This is a genomic window from Bacillus sp. 3103sda1 (genome assembly GCF_024159135.1).
Classification (GTDB): domain Bacteria; phylum Bacillota; class Bacilli; order Bacillales; family Bacillaceae_G; genus Bacillus_A; species Bacillus_A rhizoplanae.
The window spans coordinates 3,666,888-3,687,869 of the sequence record NZ_JAMYWS010000001.1 but is presented as its reverse complement, the minus strand read 5'-3'; the positions used below and the strand labels follow the sequence as shown (position 1 = coordinate 3,687,869).

The 20,982-nt window shown below is 37.7% G+C and carries 23 protein-coding genes; 21 read left to right on the top strand and 2 right to left on the bottom strand.

Annotated elements, in window-relative coordinates; genetic code table 11:
- Positions 1 to 70 precede the first annotated feature (70 nt).
- From NKR74_RS18565 to NKR74_RS18550, 4 genes are all read left to right on the top strand, one after another.
- The gene (locus NKR74_RS18565; RefSeq protein ID WP_253630479.1) at positions 71 to 727 is read left to right on the top strand and encodes a tetratricopeptide repeat protein; all 657 of its coding nucleotides are present in this window, start codon (positions 71 to 73) and stop codon (positions 725 to 727) included.
- Between the two features lie 19 nt (positions 728 to 746).
- Positions 747 to 3,077, top strand: a complete 2,331-nt coding sequence (recD2, locus tag NKR74_RS18560) for an SF1B family DNA helicase RecD2 (protein WP_253630478.1) — start codon at positions 747 to 749, stop codon at positions 3,075 to 3,077.
- Between the two features lie 108 nt (positions 3,078 to 3,185).
- A complete protein-coding gene (locus tag NKR74_RS18555; protein ID WP_020060848.1) occupies positions 3,186 to 3,374 on the top strand; it encodes a hypothetical protein in 189 nt (62 codons plus the stop codon).
- Positions 3,375 to 3,391: 17 nt separating this feature from the next.
- Positions 3,392 to 3,520 (top strand): YrzQ family protein, encoded by a 129-nt coding sequence (locus NKR74_RS18550; RefSeq protein WP_098307973.1) that lies wholly within the window; start codon positions 3,392 to 3,394, stop codon positions 3,518 to 3,520.
- 60 nt (positions 3,521 to 3,580) lie between these two features.
- On the opposite strand, the gene NKR74_RS18545 is transcribed toward NKR74_RS18550, so the two are convergent.
- Entirely contained in the window at positions 3,581 to 3,793 is a 213-nt protein-coding gene (locus NKR74_RS18545; protein ID WP_098307971.1) for a hypothetical protein, read from the bottom strand.
- 280 nt (positions 3,794 to 4,073) lie between these two features.
- Between NKR74_RS18545 and NKR74_RS18540 the strand changes: the two genes are divergently transcribed.
- The 14 genes from NKR74_RS18540 to NKR74_RS18475 all read left to right on the top strand — a co-directional run bounded on the left by NKR74_RS18540 (position 4,074) and on the right by NKR74_RS18475 (position 18,240).
- Entirely contained in the window at positions 4,074 to 5,150 is a 1,077-nt protein-coding gene (locus NKR74_RS18540) for an AI-2E family transporter (RefSeq protein WP_176524550.1), read from the top strand.
- Positions 5,151 to 5,517: 367 nt separating this feature from the next.
- Positions 5,518 to 8,160 (top strand): alanine--tRNA ligase, encoded by a 2,643-nt coding sequence (gene alaS, locus NKR74_RS18535; RefSeq protein WP_253630477.1) that lies wholly within the window; start codon positions 5,518 to 5,520, stop codon positions 8,158 to 8,160.
- A 74-nt stretch (positions 8,161 to 8,234) separates the two neighbouring features.
- Entirely contained in the window at positions 8,235 to 8,501 is a 267-nt protein-coding gene (locus NKR74_RS18530; RefSeq protein ID WP_035434175.1) for an IreB family regulatory phosphoprotein, read from the top strand.
- A 3-nt stretch (positions 8,502 to 8,504) separates the two neighbouring features.
- Complete coding sequence (gene ruvX / locus NKR74_RS18525) at positions 8,505 to 8,918, top strand: Holliday junction resolvase RuvX (RefSeq protein WP_098307965.1); 414 nt, start codon at positions 8,505 to 8,507, stop codon at positions 8,916 to 8,918.
- Between the two features lie 12 nt (positions 8,919 to 8,930).
- Positions 8,931 to 9,218 (top strand): DUF1292 domain-containing protein, encoded by a 288-nt coding sequence (locus NKR74_RS18520; protein WP_098307963.1) that lies wholly within the window; start codon positions 8,931 to 8,933, stop codon positions 9,216 to 9,218.
- 120 nt (positions 9,219 to 9,338) lie between these two features.
- Positions 9,339 to 9,791, top strand: a complete 453-nt coding sequence (locus tag NKR74_RS18515; RefSeq protein WP_253630476.1) for a hypothetical protein — start codon at positions 9,339 to 9,341, stop codon at positions 9,789 to 9,791.
- Between the two features lie 221 nt (positions 9,792 to 10,012).
- Positions 10,013 to 11,077, top strand: a complete 1,065-nt coding sequence (mltG, locus tag NKR74_RS18510; RefSeq protein ID WP_098308054.1) for an endolytic transglycosylase MltG — start codon at positions 10,013 to 10,015, stop codon at positions 11,075 to 11,077.
- Between the two features lie 195 nt (positions 11,078 to 11,272).
- Complete coding sequence (locus NKR74_RS18505; RefSeq protein WP_253630475.1) at positions 11,273 to 11,920, top strand: O-methyltransferase; 648 nt, start codon at positions 11,273 to 11,275, stop codon at positions 11,918 to 11,920.
- A 6-nt stretch (positions 11,921 to 11,926) separates the two neighbouring features.
- Positions 11,927 to 12,856, top strand: coding sequence for a peptidase U32 family protein (locus tag NKR74_RS18500; RefSeq protein ID WP_253630474.1), 930 nt, complete (start codon positions 11,927 to 11,929; stop codon positions 12,854 to 12,856).
- A gap of 16 nt (positions 12,857 to 12,872) precedes the next feature.
- Positions 12,873 to 14,153 carry a peptidase U32 family protein gene (locus NKR74_RS18495; protein ID WP_230574811.1) on the top strand — a complete coding sequence of 427 codons (1,281 nt, stop codon included), beginning with the start codon at positions 12,873 to 12,875 and terminating at the stop codon, positions 14,151 to 14,153.
- A 17-nt stretch (positions 14,154 to 14,170) separates the two neighbouring features.
- Positions 14,171 to 14,809 carry a uridine kinase gene (gene udk, locus NKR74_RS18490; protein WP_253630473.1) on the top strand — a complete coding sequence of 213 codons (639 nt, stop codon included), beginning with the start codon at positions 14,171 to 14,173 and terminating at the stop codon, positions 14,807 to 14,809.
- Between the two features lie 283 nt (positions 14,810 to 15,092).
- A complete protein-coding gene (gene greA / locus NKR74_RS18485) occupies positions 15,093 to 15,569 on the top strand; it encodes a transcription elongation factor GreA (protein ID WP_253630472.1) in 477 nt (158 codons plus the stop codon).
- 171 nt (positions 15,570 to 15,740) lie between these two features.
- On the top strand, positions 15,741 to 17,495 hold the full coding sequence (locus NKR74_RS18480; protein ID WP_253630471.1) for a peptidoglycan D,D-transpeptidase FtsI family protein: 1,755 nt from the start codon (positions 15,741 to 15,743) through the stop codon (positions 17,493 to 17,495).
- 100 nt (positions 17,496 to 17,595) lie between these two features.
- A complete protein-coding gene (locus NKR74_RS18475) occupies positions 17,596 to 18,240 on the top strand; it encodes a YrrS family protein (RefSeq protein ID WP_098307947.1) in 645 nt (214 codons plus the stop codon).
- Between the two features lie 32 nt (positions 18,241 to 18,272).
- Here the strand turns inward: NKR74_RS18475 and NKR74_RS18470 are convergent, their stop codons facing one another.
- Positions 18,273 to 18,488, bottom strand: a complete 216-nt coding sequence (locus NKR74_RS18470) for a YrzA family protein (RefSeq protein ID WP_098307945.1) — start codon at positions 18,486 to 18,488, stop codon at positions 18,273 to 18,275.
- Positions 18,489 to 18,624: 136 nt separating this feature from the next.
- On the opposite strand from NKR74_RS18470, the gene NKR74_RS18465 reads away from it, so the two are divergent.
- The 3 genes from NKR74_RS18465 to NKR74_RS18455 all read left to right on the top strand — a co-directional run bounded on the left by NKR74_RS18465 (position 18,625) and on the right by NKR74_RS18455 (position 20,982).
- Positions 18,625 to 19,263, top strand: coding sequence for a class I SAM-dependent DNA methyltransferase (locus NKR74_RS18465; protein WP_253630470.1), 639 nt, complete (start codon positions 18,625 to 18,627; stop codon positions 19,261 to 19,263).
- A 14-nt stretch (positions 19,264 to 19,277) separates the two neighbouring features.
- Positions 19,278 to 19,973: a 5'-methylthioadenosine/S-adenosylhomocysteine nucleosidase gene (gene mtnN, locus NKR74_RS18460; protein ID WP_253630469.1), complete on the top strand. Its 696-nt coding sequence runs from the start codon at positions 19,278 to 19,280 to the stop codon at positions 19,971 to 19,973.
- Between the two features lie 85 nt (positions 19,974 to 20,058).
- Positions 20,059 to 20,982 carry an O-acetylserine dependent cystathionine beta-synthase gene (locus tag NKR74_RS18455; protein WP_098307939.1) on the top strand — a complete coding sequence of 308 codons (924 nt, stop codon included), beginning with the start codon at positions 20,059 to 20,061 and terminating at the stop codon, positions 20,980 to 20,982.

Here is a 20,982-nt window from a genome sequence, read left to right as displayed (position 1 = left end):
TAGTAAAGGCGAATTTTTGTTCGTTGTAAAAATAGATTCTTTGTTATAATTTGTTGTAGAGGTGAGGAATATGTCAAACAAGCTTGAAACAGGCATTCAATATATGCAAGAAGGAAACTGGGAAGAAGCAGCAAAAAATTTTACAGAGGCCATTGAGGAAAACCCAAAAGATGCACTTGGTTATATTAACTTTGCAAATTTATTAGATGTATTAGGGGACAGTGAGCGTGCTGTTGCCTTTTATAAACGCGCGATTGAATTAGATGAAAAATCTGCTACAGCGTATTATGGACTAGGAAATATATATTACCAGCAAGAGCTTTTTGCACAGGCAAAAGAAACGTTTGAGAAAGCGATGCAAGCAGGGCTGCAGACCGGAGATGTTTCGTTTATGCTTGGCATTACATATGTGCAGCTTGGAAATGACCGCTTAGCACTGCCATTTTTACAACGTGCAGCTGAGTTAAATGAAAGTGACGTTGAAGCCATTTTCCAATGCGGATTATGCTTTGCGCGTCTAGAACATGTAAAAGAAGCAAAACCTTATTTTGAAAAAGTTGTAGCGCTTGATGAAGAATATGCAGATGCCTATTACAATTTAGGTGTTGCGTATGCGTTTGAAGAAAAGAGTGAGAAGGCGCTTGCAATGTTTAAGAAAGCTGTAGCTATTCAACCAGATCATTTTTTAGCAGGTAACGGTATTCGTTTATTAGAGCAAGACGTATAAACCGGAAAGGAGGGGAACGATGGGAAATCAACATGCAATGGATTTGTTTGAGGAAGAGCAGAAGTTTATAAAAGCACAAGTTCTTCATACCATTTTCCACAACGAAGAAAACCTCTATTCCGTTGTCAGTATGAAAATTATTGAAACGAATGAAACATATGACGAAAAAAAAGTTATGATAACGGGTTACTTTCCCCGGATGCATGAAGATGAAGTGTTTACACTAACTGGTCATTTTAAAGATCACCCGAAGTATGGGAAACAATATCATATTGAAACGTTTAAAAAAGAATTGCCGCAAACAAAAACAGGAATGGTGCAATATTTAGCGAGCGATTTATTTAAAGGAATTGGGAAACGAACGGCTGAAAAGATTGTTGATCATCTTGGTGAACATGCGATTTCGAAAATTATGGATGATCCCGCAGCTTTGGACGGAATTGTAAATAAGCAAAAAGCGCAGGAAATATACGATACGATTATTGAACATCAAGGTCTTGAAAAAGTGATGAGCTTTCTAAGTGGTTATGGATTTGGAACGAAACTTTCTATTAAAATTTATCAACAGTATAAAGAAATGACGCTTGAAGTCATTCGGAATAATCCGTATCAGCTCATTGAAGCGGTAGATGGTATTGGTTTCGGAAGAGCTGATGATATTGGACGAGCGCTTGGCATTTCTGGTAATCATGCTGATCGTGTACGTGCGGGATGTTTTTACACATTAGAGCACGTTTCGCTGCAAGAAGGTCATGTATATATGAACAAAGACCAGTTAGTGCAACAAACAATGGAGCTATTAAATAAGCAAGAAACGGCTGTTATAGAAGAAGATGTATTGCAATGCGCGGAAATGATGCAAGGGGAAGGCAAAGTGATTATAGAAGATGAGCGTGTGTATTTAGCTTCCTTGTATTATTCCGAAAAAGGTGTTGTTGCCTCTATTCATCGTTTGCTTACGCAAGAAGAGCTTCCTTCGTTTCCTGAATCGGAATTATTGTTAACGCTTGGGAAAATTGAAGAACAGCTCGGAGTGCAATATGCACCGCTTCAGCAAGAAGGTATTCAAACAGCTCTTCATAAACCGATGATGATTTTAACAGGAGGGCCTGGTACAGGAAAGACAACTGTTATTAAAGGGATTGTAGAAATGTATGCTTCTCTTCATGGCTTATCACTAGACCCGAAGGATTATAGTGATGACAATCCGTTCCCTATTTTATTAACAGCGCCGACGGGCCGTGCAGCAAAACGAATGAGTGAATCAACAGGCTTGCCTGCTTGTACCATTCATCGTCTGCTTGGATGGACACCGGAAGGGTCGTTTCAGCGTAATGAGCATGATCCTGTTCAAGGAAAATTACTCATTATTGATGAGTTTTCCATGGTTGATATTTGGCTTGCGAATCAATTGTTCAAATCATTGCCATCCACCATTCAAGTCATCATCGTTGGAGATGAAGATCAATTACCATCTGTTGGTCCTGGACAAGTGTTGAAAGATCTATTAGAGTCGAACGTTATTCCGACGGTAAAGCTTACGGAAATATATAGACAAGCGGAAGGTTCATCTGTTATTCAACTTGCCCATGCAATTAAGAAGGGTGTGTTACCTCCTGATGTAACACAGAACAAAAAAGATCGTTCATTTATTGCGTGTGCAAGTACGCAAATTGTTGAGGTTGTTAAGCAAGTGTGTGAAAACGCAAAAACAAAAGGATTTAGTGCGCGTGATGTACAAGTGTTAGCTCCTATGTACAAGGGGCCAGCGGGTATTAATATCTTAAATGAAGCGTTGCAAGAAGTGTTTAATCCGAAAAAAGAAAAAAGTCGTGAAATTGCATATGGCGAGGTTGTGTACAGAGTGGGAGATAAAGTGCTTCAACTTGTTAATCAGCCGGAAAGTCAAGTGTTTAACGGCGATATTGGAGAAATTGTATCGGTCTTTTATGCGAAAGAAAATGTAGAACAGCAAGATATGGTTGTTGTTTCTTTTGACGGTATTGAAGTAACGTATATAAAAGCAGATTTAAATCAAATTACACATGCGTATTGCTGTTCCATTCATAAATCACAAGGAAGCGAATTTCCGATTGTGATTATGCCTGTTGTGAAAAGTTATTATCGCATGCTGCGCCGCAATTTAATTTATACAGGGATTACACGCAGCAAAAAGTTTTTAATTATGTGCGGAGAGGAATCGGCGTTTCAATCTGGTGTAAACCGACTTGATGATGCACTTCGTCAAACAACATTATGCGACAGGTTACAAGGAAAAACAGAAGCAACTGAGATTGTGACAGAAGAGGGTCTCGATGTGGAAAACATTTCACCGTATGATTTTATGTAACGAGGTGAAATTATATAGTGTAATGCAGTTCTTCTCATGTATAAACATATATAGTTTGGACATAATGGCGTAATAGAATACGGGAGATTGTAAGGAGATGAACGCCATATGTTCAGTTGTCCAAACTGTAAAGGAAAAGATATTGGAAAAATCGGTGTGAATCAATATTATTGCTGGAACTGCTTTATTGAATTATCGATTTCAAAGGGGAAAATTCATACACATCAAGTCGAAGAAGACGGTTCATTAAGTTCTTTAGATGATTTGTTTGATGAGAATGAACGAACAATCGGCTAATAAGGAGAGTGTTAACTTTGAAATTGCGCTCATCATTAATTGCATTAGGTGTAGGAGCAGCAGCATATCAATATGCACGTAAGCAAGATGTATTTTCAAGACGAAATATGAAAAGAGCACGTAAAATGCTTAAGTCTTATTTATAATTCCCATTATACATGCATGTTTCAGATGCAAAAAAAGCTCCTTAATTTTAGGGAGCTTTTTTACGTGCTTGTGTAGAGATAAAACAGTCCAATTTGGGAGAATAGATGAGAAAGTCCGTAGCAGCCAAGCCCTAGTACACCATAATACCAGAGATGCCTGGCGCGTTCTTGTGTTGAAGAAGGAATGAAAAAGCCTTTCCAAATGCCAAATCCAATACATACCCATTCTAATAGCATGCAAAGTGCGGAAAGCCCCAGCATTAACCAAATCATTTTACGCCTCCTAACTTTGTTGAACCAATCGGACTTTTACGGACAGTTATCCCTTACCTATCTTCTTCGGGTTCCTCACAATCTTGAGGTGAGGATCTTACTGTCCGCGAATAGCGGGATAAATAATAACGAGGACAAGAAATACTATGAAATTGCACTTGTTAATTTGAGTATATGTATTCTTCTACAAAACAGTAAGAATACCTACAAAAAAACCTCAGCAGGGTGGGGTTTTTTAATTTTTACACATAACCTTCTTTATTTCTCTTCAAACTAAGAAATAGAGGAGGTTTTTCTATTGAAGAATCTTAAAATTATTTGGATTTACCGGTTAGGTTTATTATTGCTAATTTTTTTATGCTTGCTTGTTTTTTTGAAAATCAAGCCGCTTTGGGCACCGATTTTATATGTGTTTAAGGTTGCTATTACACCATTTTTAATTGCTTGTTTTATTGCTTATTTATTGCATCCGCTTATCGAAAAATTGCACGAAAAAGGTGTGCCACGAACACTTGCTATTTTGCTCATTTATATTCTTTTCTTCGGCGGTCTTGGATATGGTGTGTATAAAGGAACGCCGGCTGTTATTGCACAGTTGCAAGAAATGAACGAACAATTTCCTCAAATTGTAAATATGTATGAAACATGGACGGATGGAGTAAATGAGCAAACTGAAAATTTTCCTGAGTTTGTGAATGAGAAAATTAAACAAATCTTTGCGGGAGTTGAAGGGAAGATACAAGCGCTTTTAAATAAAGTGATGAGCACGGCAAGAGGGATACTTGATTCACTCCTTATTATTTTTTTAATTCCATTTATCGTATTTTACATATTAAAAGACTACGGTGAATTTTATCGTATTTTTTGGAAGCTTGTACCAAGTAAGTGGCGCAAGAACGGTCAGCAGTTAGCGAAAGAAATTGATAAGTCTCTTGGAAATTATATTCGCGGACAATTATTTGTTTGTTTAATTTTAGGAGGGGTCTCTACGCTATCATTTTGGTTCATCGGAATGAAATATCCGCTTCTCTTAGGGATTATCGTTGGGGTTACTGACATTATCCCGTATTTCGGTCCTATTTTAGGAGCAATTCCAACATTAATGATTGCCGCGACAGTATCAACGAATTTAGTTATTAAAGCTGGAATTACGCTTGCAATTTTACAATTTGTTGAGAGTAATATTTTGTCTCCCTATATTGTAGGAAGATCTCTCCGGATGCACCCTGTTGTCATTATGCTTGCACTGCTTGTTGGAGGTGAAATTGGCGGCATTGTAGGGCTGTTGCTATCCGTACCACTGTTAGCAATTCTTCGCACTATTATTGTACATGCGAAGCCATTTTGGAAACATTGACAAATGGAAACTGATTCGCTACAATTTGTGCATATAGTATATGATAAATTGATGATGGAACGAGTATGTTACAGTCCATTTTGCAGAGAGAGACTTCCTTAGGCTGAAAGAAGTGTCAGATGAAGGGTAACAGAACGCTATTCCTGAGAGCAGCTAATTCCTGCCGTCTTGCCACGTTATGGCAACTTGAGGTGATGAAATATATGCATATTGTTATGATATGCAATCTAGCCGTCGTGTCTAAAAGTGAGACACTTCCGCTTTTTATTTCATAATCAGGGTGGTAACGCGAGTCAACTCTCGTCCCTGTTATAGGGGACGGGAGTTTTTTGTTTTTAATTTGATTTTAATGAAGGAGGAAATACATATGAAACACTTAACAGGTGCACAAATTCGTCAAATGTTTTTAGATTTTTTCCAAGAAAAAGGACATGCAGTAGAGCCGAGTGCATCATTAGTTCCGCACGAAGATCCATCTCTTTTATGGATTAATAGTGGTGTTGCAACGCTGAAAAAATATTTTGATGGCCGCGTAATTCCGCAAAATCCACGCATTACAAATGCGCAAAAATCAATTCGTACAAACGATATTGAAAACGTAGGAAAAACAGCTCGTCACCATACGTTCTTTGAAATGTTAGGGAACTTCTCAATTGGTGATTACTTCAAAGAAGAAGCGATTACATGGGCTTGGGAATTTTTAACGAGTGATAAATGGATTGGTTTCGATAAAGAACTTTTATCTGTTACAATCCATCCAGAAGATGAAGAAGCATTCCAAATTTGGAATGAGAAAATGGGCGTGCCAAAAGAGCGCATTATTCGTTTAGAAGAAAACTTCTGGGATATCGGTGAAGGCCCAAGTGGACCGAACACAGAAATTTTCTACGACCGTGGAGAAGCTTACGGTAACGATTTTAGCGATCCAGAATTATATCCAGGCGGAGAAAACGAGCGTTATTTAGAAGTATGGAACCTTGTATTCTCACAATTTAATCATAACCCTGACGGTACATATACACCGCTTCCAAAGAAAAACATTGATACAGGGATGGGTCTTGAGCGTATGGCATCTGTTGTTCAAAACGTGCCAACGAATTTTGACACAGACTTATTTATGCCAATTATTGGTGCAACAGAAGCTATTTCTGGTGAAAAATACCGTGCTGGTAATGATGAACAAGATACAGCATTTAAAGTAATTGCTGACCATATTCGTACAGTAACATTTGCAGTTGGGGACGGAGCTCTTCCTTCTAACGAAGGCCGCGGTTATGTATTACGTCGTCTGCTGCGCCGCGCTGTACGTTATGCGAAGAAATTAAATATTAATCGTCCATTTATGTACGAATTAGTACCAGTAGTTGGAGAAGTGATGAAAGACTTCTACCCAGAAGTTCTGGAAAAGAAAGATTTCATTGCACGCGTTGTGAAAAATGAAGAGGAGCGTTTCCATGAAACACTGCATGACGGCGAAGCAATTTTAGCTGAAGTGATTGGAAAAGCAAAAGAAGCAAAATCAACTGTTATTTCTGGCGAAGACGCATTCCGTCTATATGACACATACGGATTCCCAATTGAGTTAACAGAAGAATATGCAGAAGAAGCTGGTATGACAGTTGATCATGAGGGCTTTGAAGCAGAGATGGAAAAACAGCGTGAGCGTGCACGCGCAGCTCGTCAAGATGTTGATTCTATGCAAATACAAGGCGGCGTTCTTGGTGAAATTAAAGTAGCGAGCGAATTTGTTGGTTACAATACAGTTGGAACAGAAAGTAACGTTGTTGCACTTGTGAAGAATGGTGAGTTCACAGATAGTCTACAAGCTGGTGAAGAAGGACAATTGATGTTAGATGCAACACCATTCTACGCTGAGAGCGGTGGTCAAATTGCTGACCGTGGTTACCTTCTTGCTGATGGCGTAAAAGTACTTGTAAAAGATGTACAAAAAGCACCGAATGGTCAAAACTTACACAAAGTAGTTGTAGAAGAAGGAACATTAACGAAAGAGGCAGCAGTAAAAGCGGTAATTGATACGAAAAACCGCGCAGCAATCGTGAAAAACCATACAGCAACTCACCTTCTGCATCAAGCATTAAAAGATATCCTTGGCGGACACGTAAACCAAGCAGGATCTCTTGTAACATCAGAGCGTTTACGTTTTGACTTCTCTCATTTCGGTCAAGTACAAGCGGATGAACTTGAAAAAATTGAGCGTATTGTAAACGAGAAAATTTGGGAAAGTATCACAGTAGACATTTCTCAAAAAGCAATTGAAGAAGCAAAAGCGATGGGTGCAATGGCACTATTCGGTGAAAAATACGGAGATGTTGTACGCGTTGTACAAGTAGGCAATTATAGCTTAGAGCTTTGCGGCGGTTGCCACGTAGACAATACAGCATCTATCGGTATTTTCAAAATCGTTGCTGAATCTGGTATTGGAGCAGGAACACGCCGTATTGAAGCAGTAACAGGAAAAGCTGCATATGAATTAATGAACGAACAAGTTGGTTTATTAAAAGAAGCAGCAAACAAAATGAAAACAAATCCAAAAGACATTTTAACAAGAGTTGACGGCTTATTTGCTGAAGTAAAACAACTGCAAAAAGAAAATGAATCTCTTGCAGCAAAACTAAGCAACATTGAAGCTGGTAATTTAACAGATGCAGTGCGTACAGTGGATGGTGTAAGTGTGCTTGCGACAAAAGTAAATGTTGCAGATATGAATAACTTACGTACAATGATGGATGATTTAAAGAACAAATTACAATCTGCAATTATCGTCCTTGCAGCTGTAAGTGATGATAAGGTCAACATTCTTGCTGGTGTAACGAAAGATTTAATTGAACAAGGATACCATGCTGGTAAGCTTGTAAAAGAAGTAGCATCTCGCTGCGGCGGCGGTGGCGGCGGTCGTCCTGATATGGCGCAAGCTGGTGGTAAAAATCCAGAACAAGTAGAGGATGCACTTGCATTTGTAGAAGAGTACGTTAAATCTGTTTCAAAATAAAGAGATAGTAGTGTACAATAGTAGGGAGAAGGAATATCTTTCTCCCTATACCTAGTAAAGTGAGGTGCTTAAAAATGGACGGGTTCGATAAGACGATGAAGTTTAACTTCCAAGAAGAAAAACAAAATGTCCATGTCAATGACGTACTATTAACTGTGTATGATGCACTTCAAGAAAAAGGATACAATCCGATTAATCAAATCGTCGGTTATTTATTAAGTGGCGATCCAGCATACATACCTCGTCATAAAGATGCTCGCAATATTATTCGCAAGCTAGAACGCGATGAACTTATTGAGGAGCTTGTAAAGTCCTATTTGAAACATCATCGTGAGGAGTAATTTATGCGTATATTAGGTTTAGATGTTGGGACAAAAACAGTTGGCGTTGCAATAAGCGATGAAATGGGTTGGACAGCACAAGGCTTGGAAACGATTAAAATTAACGAAGAAAGAGGCGAATTTGGTTTTAATCGTATTTCTGAGTTAGTAAAACAGTACAATGTGGACAAGATAGTAGTAGGATTGCCAAAGAACATGAATGGTACAATCGGTCCGCGCGGTGAAGCTTGTCAGCAGTTTGCAGAAAAATTGGGTGAGCTCGTGCAATTGGAAGTTGTACTGTGGGACGAACGCTTGTCAACAATGGCAGCGGAGCGCCTGCTCATTTCGGCAGATGTAAGCCGAAAAAAACGAAAGCAAGTCATTGATAAGATGGCAGCTGTCGTAATTTTGCAAGGATATTTAGATAGTAAATAAGAGGTGACCATAATGGAAGAAAATCAAATTACAATTGTTGACGAAAAAGGTAACGAACATCTATGTGAAATTATTTTCACTTTTGATGCTGAAAAATTTGGTAAAAAATCTTACGTAGTATTCTCACCAATCGGTGAAGTTGACGAAGATGGCGATCCAATTTATGATGCAATGGCTTTCGAGCAAAACGAAGAAGAATCTGGTGGAACATTACTTCCAATCGAATCAGAAGAAGAGTGGGAAATGGTACAAGAAATGTTTAACACTCTTGCTGAGGAAGAAGAAGGCGAAGAAGAGTAATATGGTAAGTGTAAACAAACTGATTTCATATGGAAATCAGTTTGTTTACTATATAAGATACTAGTGGGTATTTGTTATATCGTTTTATCCAAATGTTTAGCGAAAAAGGGAGCTATTCATATGAAATGGAATAAAATAGAGGGAACGGAAGATATAGAAGCATTTCTTAAAACATTTGGTTACTTTCACGATAGTTGTTTAAAAGAATTATATATGTGGACGGAAAGTTATGTAGGTGAAGAGCTATCTATGGCAGTACCAACTGAACTTGATACAAATGTAAGAATACTTTTTCAGAGACAGTTTGATAATCCATCAGCAATTGAATTAGTATTTGAAGGTGTAACGCAATTTCATATCATTCCAAGTTCGGCGAATTATGATTCGATTATTTATGATGCTACTCTTCTCTTACAGGATGATACGTTTTACTGGGCAAATACGTACGGCTGGAGACTAGGGGATGATAATTCCAAAGATGTAAGTTGGATCGCAGCTAAAAGTGTGAAATGGCGTGATGTAAGTTCTTGGATGGGGGAACAAATGAGATATGGTGTGCTTGAAGACTGTTAATTATTTTCTTGTCAGTAAACTGAAAACATATTTGTACGATGAATGAAAGATTTTTTGTCGAAAGCAGATAGTTATTTGTAGTATAATGATACAGATTGTAGAAAAAAGAAAGAACATGTCTAAAGAACAGACATGTTTTTTAGTATTTTGTAGGTTGTTGTATAGAGTAGGCGAGTACATTATACAATTTGAAATAAGGAGGACATAGGGTAGTGAATCAAATGAAAACAAAAAAACGAAGACGAGTAATTGCAGCTATTTTCATTGCGTTGCTTGTTGTTTGTGGTTCTGCATATGCATATATTGCCTCAGCTTTAAAGCCGCTTAATGCAGAGAGTAAAAAGGAAATTGAAGTGGAAATTCCAAAAGGTTCTTCTACAAGTAAGATAGGAGAGATTTTGGAGGAGAATGGAATTATTAAAAACGGAACGATATTTGGATTATATGTAAAAATGAAGTCAGAACGCGGCTTACAGGCGGGAAATTATTTATTGAGTCCGTCTATGAGTGTAGCGGAAGTAACAGATAGCATTACAGCTGGAAAGGTGCATAGCAAAGCATATTATAAGCTAACAATTCCTGAAGGAATACAAGTTGTAGAAATTGCTGATTTAATAGCGAAGGAATTTAAGTTAAATAAAGAAGATGTTATTCGTCAGTTGAATGATAAAGCGTTTGTGCAAAAACTCCAGCAGAAGTATCCAACATTGCTTACTGATAAAATTTTTGATAGCAATATTAAGTATCCATTAGAAGGTTATTTATATCCAGCTACATACCCGTACTATAAAGAGCAAGTAACGTTAGAAGAAATCGTAACGCCAATGCTTGATAAAACAAATAAATTGATTGAGCAAAACGCGCAAAAAATGAAAGAAAGACAATTGGATGTTCATCAATTATTGACAATGTCTTCTTTAATCGAAGAGGAAGCAACGGGTTATACAGATCGGAAAAATATTGCTAGTGTGTTTTATAATCGTTTAGCAAAAGGAATGCCGCTGCAAACAGATCCAACAGTGCTATATGCATTAGGTAAGCATAAGGGACGTGTACTATATGAGGATTTAAAAGTAAATTCTCCGTATAACACATATGTTGTGAAAGGATTACCAGTTGGACCAATTTCGAATTCTGGTGTAAAATCAGTAGAAGCGGCACTTGAACCTGCACAAACAGATTATTATTATTTCTTAGCAGCACCAGACGGTCAAGTGTATTACGCTAAGACGTTAGAAGAACATAACGCGTTAAAACAAAAATATATTACACAAAAGCAATCGTAAATTTTTTGAGGGAAGCGAGAAAAATTCGCATATCCCTCTTTTTTATGATAAAATATATCGGGTTAAAAACTGGTAGAAGAATCGTTTTTAATATAGAAACGGGACGTACAAGCTAAGGATAGAGCAAGCTTGTATTTTTCTTTCCAAAGAGACAATATTCTTTTTTACTTCTCCATGCGATAAGGAGGACTATCTATGGAGCAACAAGATGCAGTTTATGAATATTTGCAGTCTTTTATCGATCCGAAAGATGAGCTGATTCTTGAAATGGAACAGTATGCGATGGAGTACCATGTACCAATTATGGATCGTCTTGGCATGGAGTTTATGTTGCAATTTTTGCGTCTAATTGAGCCAAAGAGCATATTAGAACTTGGTACAGCAATTGGGTATTCTAGCATTCGCATGATGCAAGCCATTCCGAATTCACGCATTGTCACAGTAGAGCGAAATGCGGATCGATATGAAAAAGCACTTGAATATATAAATCGTTCCCCAGTAAAAGAACGCATTTCTGTTATTTTTGGAGATGCTTTAGAAACGGGAGAGCAAGTAAAAGAACATGGCACATTTGATGTCATTTTTATTGATGCAGCAAAAGGGCAATATCGTCGCTTTTTTGATATATACGAGCCGTTATTAAATCCTGGCGGCGTTATTATTTCAGATAATGTACTATATCACGGTCTTGTGACGACAAAAGAGCACATTGAAAATAGACGTACACGCGGTTTAATTAGAAGGATTAAAACGTATAATGAGTGGCTCATGAATCATGAAGAATATGATACAACCATTTTCCCAATTGGTGACGGGGTAGCAGTGAGTAAAAAGAAGGGGTGACGTATAATGAAAAAACCTGAGTTGTTAGTAACGCCAAGAACAGTGGCGGATATTGCACCACTTGCAAAAGCAGGTGCAGATGCAGTAATGATTGGTGAACAAAAGTTTGGTTTACGTTTAGCTGGTGAATTCTCTCGTGAAGACGTAAAAGAAGCAGTAGCTATTGCACATGAAAATAATATGAAAGTGTATGTTGCAATGAATGCGATGTTCCACAATGAGAAAATAGAAGCTTTAAAAGATTACGTTGCATTTTTACAAGAAGTAAATGTAGATGCAGTTGTCTTTGGAGATCCAGCTGTATTAATGACAGTGCGTGAAGTGGCACCAAATATGCAAATGCATTGGAATACAGAAACAACAGCAACAAACTGGTTTACATGTAACTATTGGGGACGTAAGGGTGCAAAACGCGCTGTTCTTGCCCGCGAATTAAGCTTAGAAGAAATTGTGGAATTAAAAGAGAATGCAGAGGTGGAAGTGGAAGTACAAATCCACGGAATGACATGCATGTTCCAATCAAAGCGTTCTTTAGTAGGAAACTACTTTGAGTATCAAGGCCGCGATATGGAAATTGAAAAGAAGAAATATGAAGAAAACATGTTTTTACATGACAAAGAACGTAATAATAAATATCCAGTCTATGAAGATGAGAACGGCACTCACATTATGAGTCCGAATGATATTTGTTTTATCGATGAATTAGAAGAGTTAATCGATGCTGAAATCGATAGCTTAAAAATTGATGGTGTATTAAAAAGTTCAGAATACATTGTTGAAGTAACGAAGAGATATCGTAAGGCCATCGATTTATGCGTAGAAGATCGCGATGCGTATTATGATGTAAAAGACGATTTATATAAAGAAATTGAAGAAATTCAACCGGTAAATCGCCCGTTAGATACAGGATTCTTCTTCAAAGAAACGGTTTATTAAAAAGGAGGTTCAGCATATGACTGTCAAAGAAATTTCACGTGTAATTGATGGAAAACGTGTTATTGTAAAGAAACCTGAGTTGTTAATACCAGCAGGTAACTTAGAAAAACTAAAAGTAGCTATCCATTACGGTGCAGATGCTGTATATTTAGGTGGACAAGAATTTGGTCTCCGCTCAAATGCAGGTAATTTTACGCTAGAAGAAATGGCAGAAGGCGTTGAATTTGCAAAGAAATATGGTGCTAAAATATACGTAACAACAAATATCTTTGCACATAATGAAAATATGGATGGCTTAGAAGAATATTTAAGAGGGATTGAAAAAGCTGGTGTAACGGGTATTATCGTTGCAGATCCTCTTATTATTGAGACGTGTAAACGTGTAGCGCCTTCTGTTGAAGTGCATTTAAGTACACAACAATCATTATCCAACTGGAAAGCAGCGCAGTATTGGAAAGAAGAAGGATTGCATCGTCTTGTATTAGCTCGTGAAGTAGGCTATGAAGAGATGAAAGAAATCAAAGAGCACGTTGATATTGAAATTGAAGCATTCGTCCACGGTGCAATGTGTATTGCGTACTCTGGAAGATGTACATTAAGTAATCATATGACGGCACGTGACTCTAACCGCGGTGGTTGCTGTCAGTCTTGCCGCTGGGATTATGACTTAATTCAAACAGTATCGCAACATAAAGAAGCAGGAGAACTTCCTTTATTCCAAGAAGGGGATGCTCCTTTTGCGATGAGTCCAAAAGACTTAAATCTTATTTTATCTATCCCGAAAATGATTGAAATTGGGATTGACAGCTTGAAAGTTGAAGGGCGCATGAAATCAATTCACTACGTTGCAACTGTTGCAACTGTGTATCGTAAAGTGATCGATGCGTATTGTGCAGATCCAGACAACTTCGAGTTTAAACAAGAATGGTTAGAAGAACTTGATAAATGTGCAAATCGTGATACAGCTCCTGCATTCTTTGAAGGCGTTCCTGGATATCAAGAGCAAATGTATGGAAATCATAGTAAGAAAACAACGTATGATTTTGCTGGTTTAGTGTTAGATTATAATGAAGAAACAGGCATTGTGACAATAGAGCAGCGCAACTACTTCAAACCAGGTCATGAAGTTGAGTTCTTTGGACCAGAAATTGAAAACTTTACACAAACGGTGGAAAAAATTTGGGATGAGGATGGAAACGAATTAGATGCAGCGAGACATCCGTTGCAAATCGTGAAATTCAAAGTGGATCGACCAGTGTATGTGAACAACATGATGCGAAAAAGCATACTTCAATAAGAAAGAGTGGTAGTTGAATGGGGACGAACAAGCCTGTTGTAATTGGAATCGCTGGTGGTTCAGGATCAGGTAAAACAAGTGTAACAAAAGCAATCTTTGATCAATTTCAAGGTCATTCTATTTTAATCTTAGAGCAAGATTATTATTATAAAGATCAAAGTCATCTGCCAATGGAGGAGCGCTTAAAAACAAATTATGATCATCCGTTAGCATTTGATAATGACTTGTTAATTGAGCACTTGCATCAGTTGCTTGCGTATAAGCAGATTGAGAAGCCTGTATACGATTACACATTGCATACACGCTCGGAAGAAATTATTCCAGTAGAACCGAAAGATGTAGTTATTCTAGAGGGAATTCTTATTTTAGAAGATCCACGTCTTTGCGATTTAATGGACATTAAAGTGTTTGTTGATACAGATGCTGACCTTCGCATTTTACGCCGTATGCAGCGAGATATTAAAGAACGCGGCCGTACGATGGACTCTGTTATTGAACAATATGTAAATGTTGTGCGTCCAATGCACAATCAATTTATTGAGCCTTCTAAGAAATTTGCGGATATTATTATTCCAGAAGGCGGACAAAATCATGTTGCGATTGACATTATGGTTACAAAAATCGCAACAATTCTTGAAGAAAAAGTGAATTTGTAATAGCATAGTAAAAGATGTACGATAGGAAGGGATTTTTCCCCTTTCTATCGAATACAATGAAACATGCCAACCTCACCCACATCTAGGTGAGGGCATATTTATATTAACTTTCCATACATACCTTCTTTATATAAGGCAGAATTGGGAAAAAAACGGGGTTGTGTGTGACAACTCCGCTAGTGCTAAGCGTACTAGAAACCTCCGCTATTTCATAAGGCGGAGGAGTTTTCATATGGAACTCCTCTTTTTTTCGGGGGATTGGTATATAAAAGGAGTGGAAAACATGGCAACAGAAAAAACATACCCTATGACACTTGAGGGAAAACAAAAATTAGAACATGAACTTGAACAATTAAAAACAGTAAGACGTAAAGAAGTTGTAGAGCGTATTAAAATTGCGCGCAGCTTTGGTGATCTTTCTGAGAACTCTGAGTATGATGCAGCAAAAGACGAGCAAGCATTCGTAGAAGGTCGTATTACACAGCTTGAAAACATGATTCGCAATGCAGTTATTATTGAAGATAACGGTGAAGATTCTACAGTAGTAACGCTTGGTAAAACAGTTATTTTCCAGGAGTTACCAGGTGGTGAAGAAGAAGCATATACAATCGTTGGTAGCGCGGAAGCTGATCCATTTGAAGGCAAAATTTCTAACGATTCTCCAATCGCGAAGAGCTTAATGGGTAAGCAAATTGGCGAAGAAGTAACCGTACAAACGCCAGGCGGAGATATGCGCGTAAAAATCGTTTCTGTAAAGTAAAACATGAAAAGCTAACTCATCGTATGGTGAGTTAGCTTTTTTCATTTCAAGACTCAGAGAAAATGAAGAAAATCCTCATAGGTGAAAGTTTCACTTCGTATGAATTTCTTCTGTCTGTTTGTATAAAAAGAATTACACCTCGTCAACAATGAAAGACGAGGTGTTTTTTTTATGAAAATGCAGCAGCGAATTATCATAATTTTAGTAACTTTTATGTGCATGATGTTTATTTTACTTGGCCGCTTAATACAAATTCAGCTTGTGGAAACGGAGTCGTTTACAGATAAACATATTAATTTAATTGAAAAAAGCGTTGCTCAGCGTACACAGGCAGTTATTGTAGACGATGGGCGCGGTCGTTTTACGGATCGAAATGGTGAAGAGTTGGTGGATGATGATCAGACAGTTTTAATTTTATTTCCATTTCTAAGACGTACGAACTGGCCGGTGCAAAAGATTGCTCATATCATCGGAGTACGAGAGAAAGAAATAGAGCAGCAAATACAAATAGCAAACAAGCCCGTTGTATTTCAACAAGATGAAAAGCCATTGAAATTAACGAAAGAACAAATGCAGCAAATTAACGATCTAAAGATTCCAGGTATTATAGCAGCACATGCAAGATTGAAGCAGAATGGCATCATAGCAGAGCATCTCATTGGAATTACTGGAGAAAATGAGGAGCAGTTTGTAAAGAGGTACGGGGAAAAAGAAAAGAAGAAAACACCGATCGGTATTTCAGGGTTACAACGCTCGTTTGATGAGTTTTTATTATCAGATGGAGAAGCAAAAATACTGTATCATGTTGATGGGCAAGGAGAACCGATTTTTGGAAAAAATGTTAAGTATACATATCCTGCTAATCCTTTTTATCCACTCATTATAGAAACAACATTGGATAAAAGTTTACAAGTGAGAGCGGAAGAACTTATTAATCAGTACAAGCTTGTGAAAGGTGGTCTTATATTACTTGATATTCAAACGAATGAAATTTTAGCGATGGTGAGTAAGCCGTCTTTACATACAAACAACAAGGAAGCGTATAAGCGAGGTGCAAGTAATCAAATGCTTATCCCGCATTTTCCAGGGTCTGTTTTTAAAACAGTTATAGCAGCTGCTGCAATTGAGGAAGGAATACTTACAGCAAAGCGAAGATTTGACTGTGATATGGATCTTTACGGAGAAGGGAAAGCAGATAGGTTGATGGGGACGCTATCGTTTACAGAAAGCTTTGCTCGCAGCTGTAATCGTACGTTTGCAGTGCTTGGGCGTGAACTCTTACAAAAAGATAAAATGATGATTGAGAAGTATGTAGAGGCGTTAGGGGCAGCGAACAGCGTTGGATGGAAAGGCTCTGTTTTTCATACATCTTTATTTCAGCAGCTCGTAGAAGAAAAAGAGGGAACGATTTGGCGTGATGAAAGAGATAAAACAGTTCGAAAAGCAATTGCACAAACTGCAATCGGTCAAAAAGATGTTCGGTTATCACCGCTAGCTGTTGCCAATATGATGGCAACAATTGCAAGAGGAGGTGAAAAGAAAGAAGTCAAAGCTGTTCGGGGCATTACATATAAAAACGGAACGAAATTATTTCATTTTGAAGATCATCTACTACGAGGGAAAACACTCAAAAGAAATACGATAAAGAAGGTGCAGCAATTGTTAAGAGGTGTTGTAACGGCATCAAATGGTACAGGCTCCGCTTATCAATCATTACCATTTACAATAGCAGGGAAATCAGGAACTGCACAAACAGGGAAAGAAAATCATGAAAATCGTTGGTTCGCTGGTTATTTTCCGTATGAAAACCCTCGCTATGCTTTAGTCGTCGTTGATTTAGAAACGAATAGGCAAGACAATGTTGTACCACGCATTTTTGCTGATTATGTAGAAGCGATTGCTAAATGGGAACATAAGAGAAAGTGATAAGGAATATTTTCATTTTGTGAAAAAATAGTCCTAATCCTTCAACCTTTGTGCATTTGATGTTACAATAACAAGTATGAAAAATGTCATGGAGGTTTGAATAATGGCAGGAACTAGATTTCAACAAAAGCAACAAAGGCGTCGTCAAAATGGTGTTTTGAACATTGCAATTGGTATCGTGCTATTAGCGGTCGTGATTGTAGCATATCAACTAATCTTTACTTCTGATAATACAGAGCAAGTTGCTTCTAGTGATAAAAAGGTAGCACAGCAAACTGAAAAAGAAAAAGAAGCTGCGAAAAAGAAAGAAAAAGAAGAAGTAGCTAAGAAGAAAGAAGACGCGAAAGCAGCAGAACAAAAGAAAAAAGAAGAGGAAGAGAAAAAGAAAGCGGAAGAAGAAGCAAAAGCAAAAGAGAATGAAAAAGTATCCGCAGAGAAAACAATTGCAACAGCGACAGAAGCATATACAAAACCAGCTTGGAAGCCAGTTGGTACAGAGCAAGGCCAATCACCAGCAATGACATTCCAAAAAGGAAGTACTGACTGGAATGAGATGATAAAGGCCATTGCTTATGCAATTGATATCCCAGCAGATCAGTTGGTGATTCACCGTATTGGAAATAGCGGAAAACAGAAAGCATACGGAAATGTACAAGATAAACAAACAGGTAAAAAATATTATGTAAATATTGATTGGGTAGAAAATGAGGGTTGGAAACCAACGCTTGTTCAAGTCCTAAATTAAAAAAGAGAGAGGTGATAAAGCCTCTCTCTTTTTTAGCGCAATTTTTTCAATTTAAAATGGACAACAGCGCTATAATATGGTCGTTTACTTTCAGGATCCATAATCATTTGATGTGAAACGTGATGTACTTCCATCATAAGTGCCTTATTATTATCAATTTGTTCATTGATTTTCTTCTCTAGCGATGCTAAATTAGCTGCTTCAAAAAATTCAATTTTATCTTCCATCATTTCAAATGTAAACGACATGAATCACACCTCTTTTCGCATGTTCATAGTTTAGTGTATCAAAGTAGACTAAGAAATACCATGTGCATTTTTGTTGACTTTTTAGTGTATAAGGCATATTATACTGATAAATCCGATAAGAAAAAGGGGAATTTTTATGGGTACAGAATTTAATGAACTATTTGATGAATGGGCTCATACGTATGATTCTTTCGTACAGGGCGAAGATGTACAATATAAAGAAGTTTTCGCTCATTATGAGGAAATTTTAGAGGATGTAGTAAATAAATCTTTTGGAAATGTTTTAGAATTTGGTGTTGGTACTGGAAACTTAACAAATAGATTATTAGTTGCTGGTCACACTGTTTATGGTATAGAGCCGTCACAAGAAATGCGTACGATCGCGAAACAAAAACTTCCGCAAGATGTATCAGTTACAGAAGGTGATTTTCTGAACTTTGTTGTCCCTTCGCATATTGATACAATTGTTAGTACCTATGCTTTTCACCACTTAACAGATAAAGAAAAAAATGTGGCAATTGCGAAGTATAGTCAATTACTAAATAAAGGTGGTAAAATAGTGTTTGCTGACACGATATTTGGAGATCAAGAGGCATATGATAAAACTGTTGAAGCTGCGCAGGAGCAAGGTTTTCATCAGTTAGCAAATGATTTACAAACGGAATACTATACTCGTATTCCTGTCATGCAATCTATTTTTGAAAACAATGGCTTTCAAGTCACGTTCACCCGCATGAATCACTACGTTTGGGTAATGGAGGCAACGAAGCAATAGAAAGAGGGATTAGATTGAGAATTGCTGTAATCGGAGCGATGGAAGAAGAAGTACGTATTTTACGTGACAAGTTAGAACAAGCAGAAACAGAAACAGTTGCAGGTTGTGAATTTACGAAGGGTACATTAGCAGGACATGAAGTTATCTTGTTGAAGTCTGGTATTGGTAAAGTAAATGCAGCAATGTCAACAACGATTTTATTAGAGCGTTATAAGCCAGAAAAAATTATTAATACAGGTTCAGCTGGTGGATTCCACCATTCTTTAAATGTAGGAGATGTTGTGATTTCAACAGAGGTTCGTCATCATGACGTAGATGTAACTGCATTTGATTATGAATACGGTCAAGTACCAGGAATGCCAGCAGGATTTCCAGCGGATGAAGAACTTGTTGCATTAGCTGAAAAATGTATGCAAGCAGCAGATGGCATTCAAGTTGTAAAAGGTATGATTGCAACGGGAGACTCTTTCATGAGCGATCCAAATCGCGTTGCGTTTGTTCGTGAGAAATTTACTGATCTATATGCAGTAGAAATGGAAGCGGCAGCAGTTGCACAAGTATGTTATCAATATAAAGTGCCATTTGTAATTATTCGAGCACTTTCTGATATCGCTGGTAAGGAATCAGATATTTCGTTCGACCAATTTTTAAATCAAGCAGCTCTTCATTCTACAAACTTTATCGTAAAAGTATTAGAAGAGTTAAAGTAATGTAGCAAAAAGGCAACTGTTTCATATATAGGAAATACATACAGTTGCCTTTTTCTTTTGAGGTGTTAGGTAAGGAGGAAATACGATGAAAGTGTATCGCAGTGTTCATGACCTAATCGGACATACACCGCTTGTTGAAATTACGCGCTTTTTACTTCCAGAAGGTGTTCGGCTTTTTGCGAAGCTTGAGTTTTATAACCCAGGAGGAAGTGTGAAAGATCGGTTAGGGCGAGAATTAATTGAGGATGCTCTTGCTAAAGGGCTTGTTACGCCAGGTGGAACAATTATTGAACCAACAGCTGGCAATACAGGAATTGGACTGGCACTTGCAGCACTTGAGCATAACTTACATGTTATCGTTTGCGTTCCAGAGAAATTTAGTATTGAAAAACAAGAACTTATGAAAGCTCTTGGTGCAACGATTGTTCATACACCAACCTCAAAAGGTATGACAGGTGCTATTGCAAAAGCAGAAGAGCTTCTTGAAGAAATTCCAAATTCATATTCTCCATGCCAATTTGCTAATGAAGCAAATCCACGTGCATATTATAAAACATTAGGTCCTGAACTGTGGGAAGCACTAGACGGAAACATTAACATATTTGTCGCTGGTGCTGGTACCGGTGGAACATTTATGGGAACGGCGTTATATTTAAAAGAGCAAAATCAGCAGATTAAAACAGTTATTGTTGAACCAGAAGGCTCAATTTTAAATGGAGGCGAAGCCGGCTCCCATGAAACAGAAGGAATTGGGCTTGAATTTATACCGCCATTTCTGAATCCAGTATATTTTGATGCCATTCATACGATTTCAGATCGTGATGCATTCTCACGTGTGAAACAATTGGCACAAAAAGAAGGACTTCTTGTTGGCAGTTCTTCGGGTGCAGCGCTTCATGCAAGCTTATTAGAAGCAGAGACAGCAAAACCAGGCACAAATATTGTAACAATTTTTCCAGATAGCAGTGAACGCTATTTGAGTAAGCATATATACAAAGGGTGGGAATAA

What these genes read in the sequence shown, in the direction of transcription:
- NKR74_RS18545 (WP_098307971.1), bottom strand. Translation starts at nt 3,793, where the DNA reads ATGATTTGGTTAATGCTGGGGCTTTCCGCACTTTGCATGCTATTAGAA.
- NKR74_RS18465 (WP_253630470.1), top strand. Translation starts at nt 18,625, where the DNA reads ATGGGTACAGAATTTAATGAACTATTTGATGAATGGGCTCATACGTAT.
- greA (WP_253630472.1), top strand. Translation starts at nt 15,093, where the DNA reads ATGGCAACAGAAAAAACATACCCTATGACACTTGAGGGAAAACAAAAA.
- NKR74_RS18515 (WP_253630476.1), top strand. Translation starts at nt 9,339, where the DNA reads ATGAAATGGAATAAAATAGAGGGAACGGAAGATATAGAAGCATTTCTT.
- NKR74_RS18565 (WP_253630479.1), top strand. Translation starts at nt 71, where the DNA reads ATGTCAAACAAGCTTGAAACAGGCATTCAATATATGCAAGAAGGAAAC.
- recD2 (WP_253630478.1), top strand. Translation starts at nt 747, where the DNA reads ATGGGAAATCAACATGCAATGGATTTGTTTGAGGAAGAGCAGAAGTTT.
- mltG (WP_098308054.1), top strand. Translation starts at nt 10,013, where the DNA reads ATGAAAACAAAAAAACGAAGACGAGTAATTGCAGCTATTTTCATTGCG.
- NKR74_RS18470 (WP_098307945.1), bottom strand. Translation starts at nt 18,488, where the DNA reads ATGTCGTTTACATTTGAAATGATGGAAGATAAAATTGAATTTTTTGAA.
- NKR74_RS18480 (WP_253630471.1), top strand. Translation starts at nt 15,741, where the DNA reads ATGAAAATGCAGCAGCGAATTATCATAATTTTAGTAACTTTTATGTGC.
- ruvX (WP_098307965.1), top strand. Translation starts at nt 8,505, where the DNA reads ATGCGTATATTAGGTTTAGATGTTGGGACAAAAACAGTTGGCGTTGCA.
- NKR74_RS18495 (WP_230574811.1), top strand. Translation starts at nt 12,873, where the DNA reads ATGACTGTCAAAGAAATTTCACGTGTAATTGATGGAAAACGTGTTATT.
- NKR74_RS18505 (WP_253630475.1), top strand. Translation starts at nt 11,273, where the DNA reads ATGGAGCAACAAGATGCAGTTTATGAATATTTGCAGTCTTTTATCGAT.
- udk (WP_253630473.1), top strand. Translation starts at nt 14,171, where the DNA reads ATGGGGACGAACAAGCCTGTTGTAATTGGAATCGCTGGTGGTTCAGGA.
- NKR74_RS18555 (WP_020060848.1), top strand. Translation starts at nt 3,186, where the DNA reads ATGTTCAGTTGTCCAAACTGTAAAGGAAAAGATATTGGAAAAATCGGT.
- NKR74_RS18500 (WP_253630474.1), top strand. Translation starts at nt 11,927, where the DNA reads ATGAAAAAACCTGAGTTGTTAGTAACGCCAAGAACAGTGGCGGATATT.
- NKR74_RS18530 (WP_035434175.1), top strand. Translation starts at nt 8,235, where the DNA reads ATGGACGGGTTCGATAAGACGATGAAGTTTAACTTCCAAGAAGAAAAA.
- NKR74_RS18455 (WP_098307939.1), top strand. Translation starts at nt 20,059, where the DNA reads ATGAAAGTGTATCGCAGTGTTCATGACCTAATCGGACATACACCGCTT.
- alaS (WP_253630477.1), top strand. Translation starts at nt 5,518, where the DNA reads ATGAAACACTTAACAGGTGCACAAATTCGTCAAATGTTTTTAGATTTT.
- NKR74_RS18520 (WP_098307963.1), top strand. Translation starts at nt 8,931, where the DNA reads ATGGAAGAAAATCAAATTACAATTGTTGACGAAAAAGGTAACGAACAT.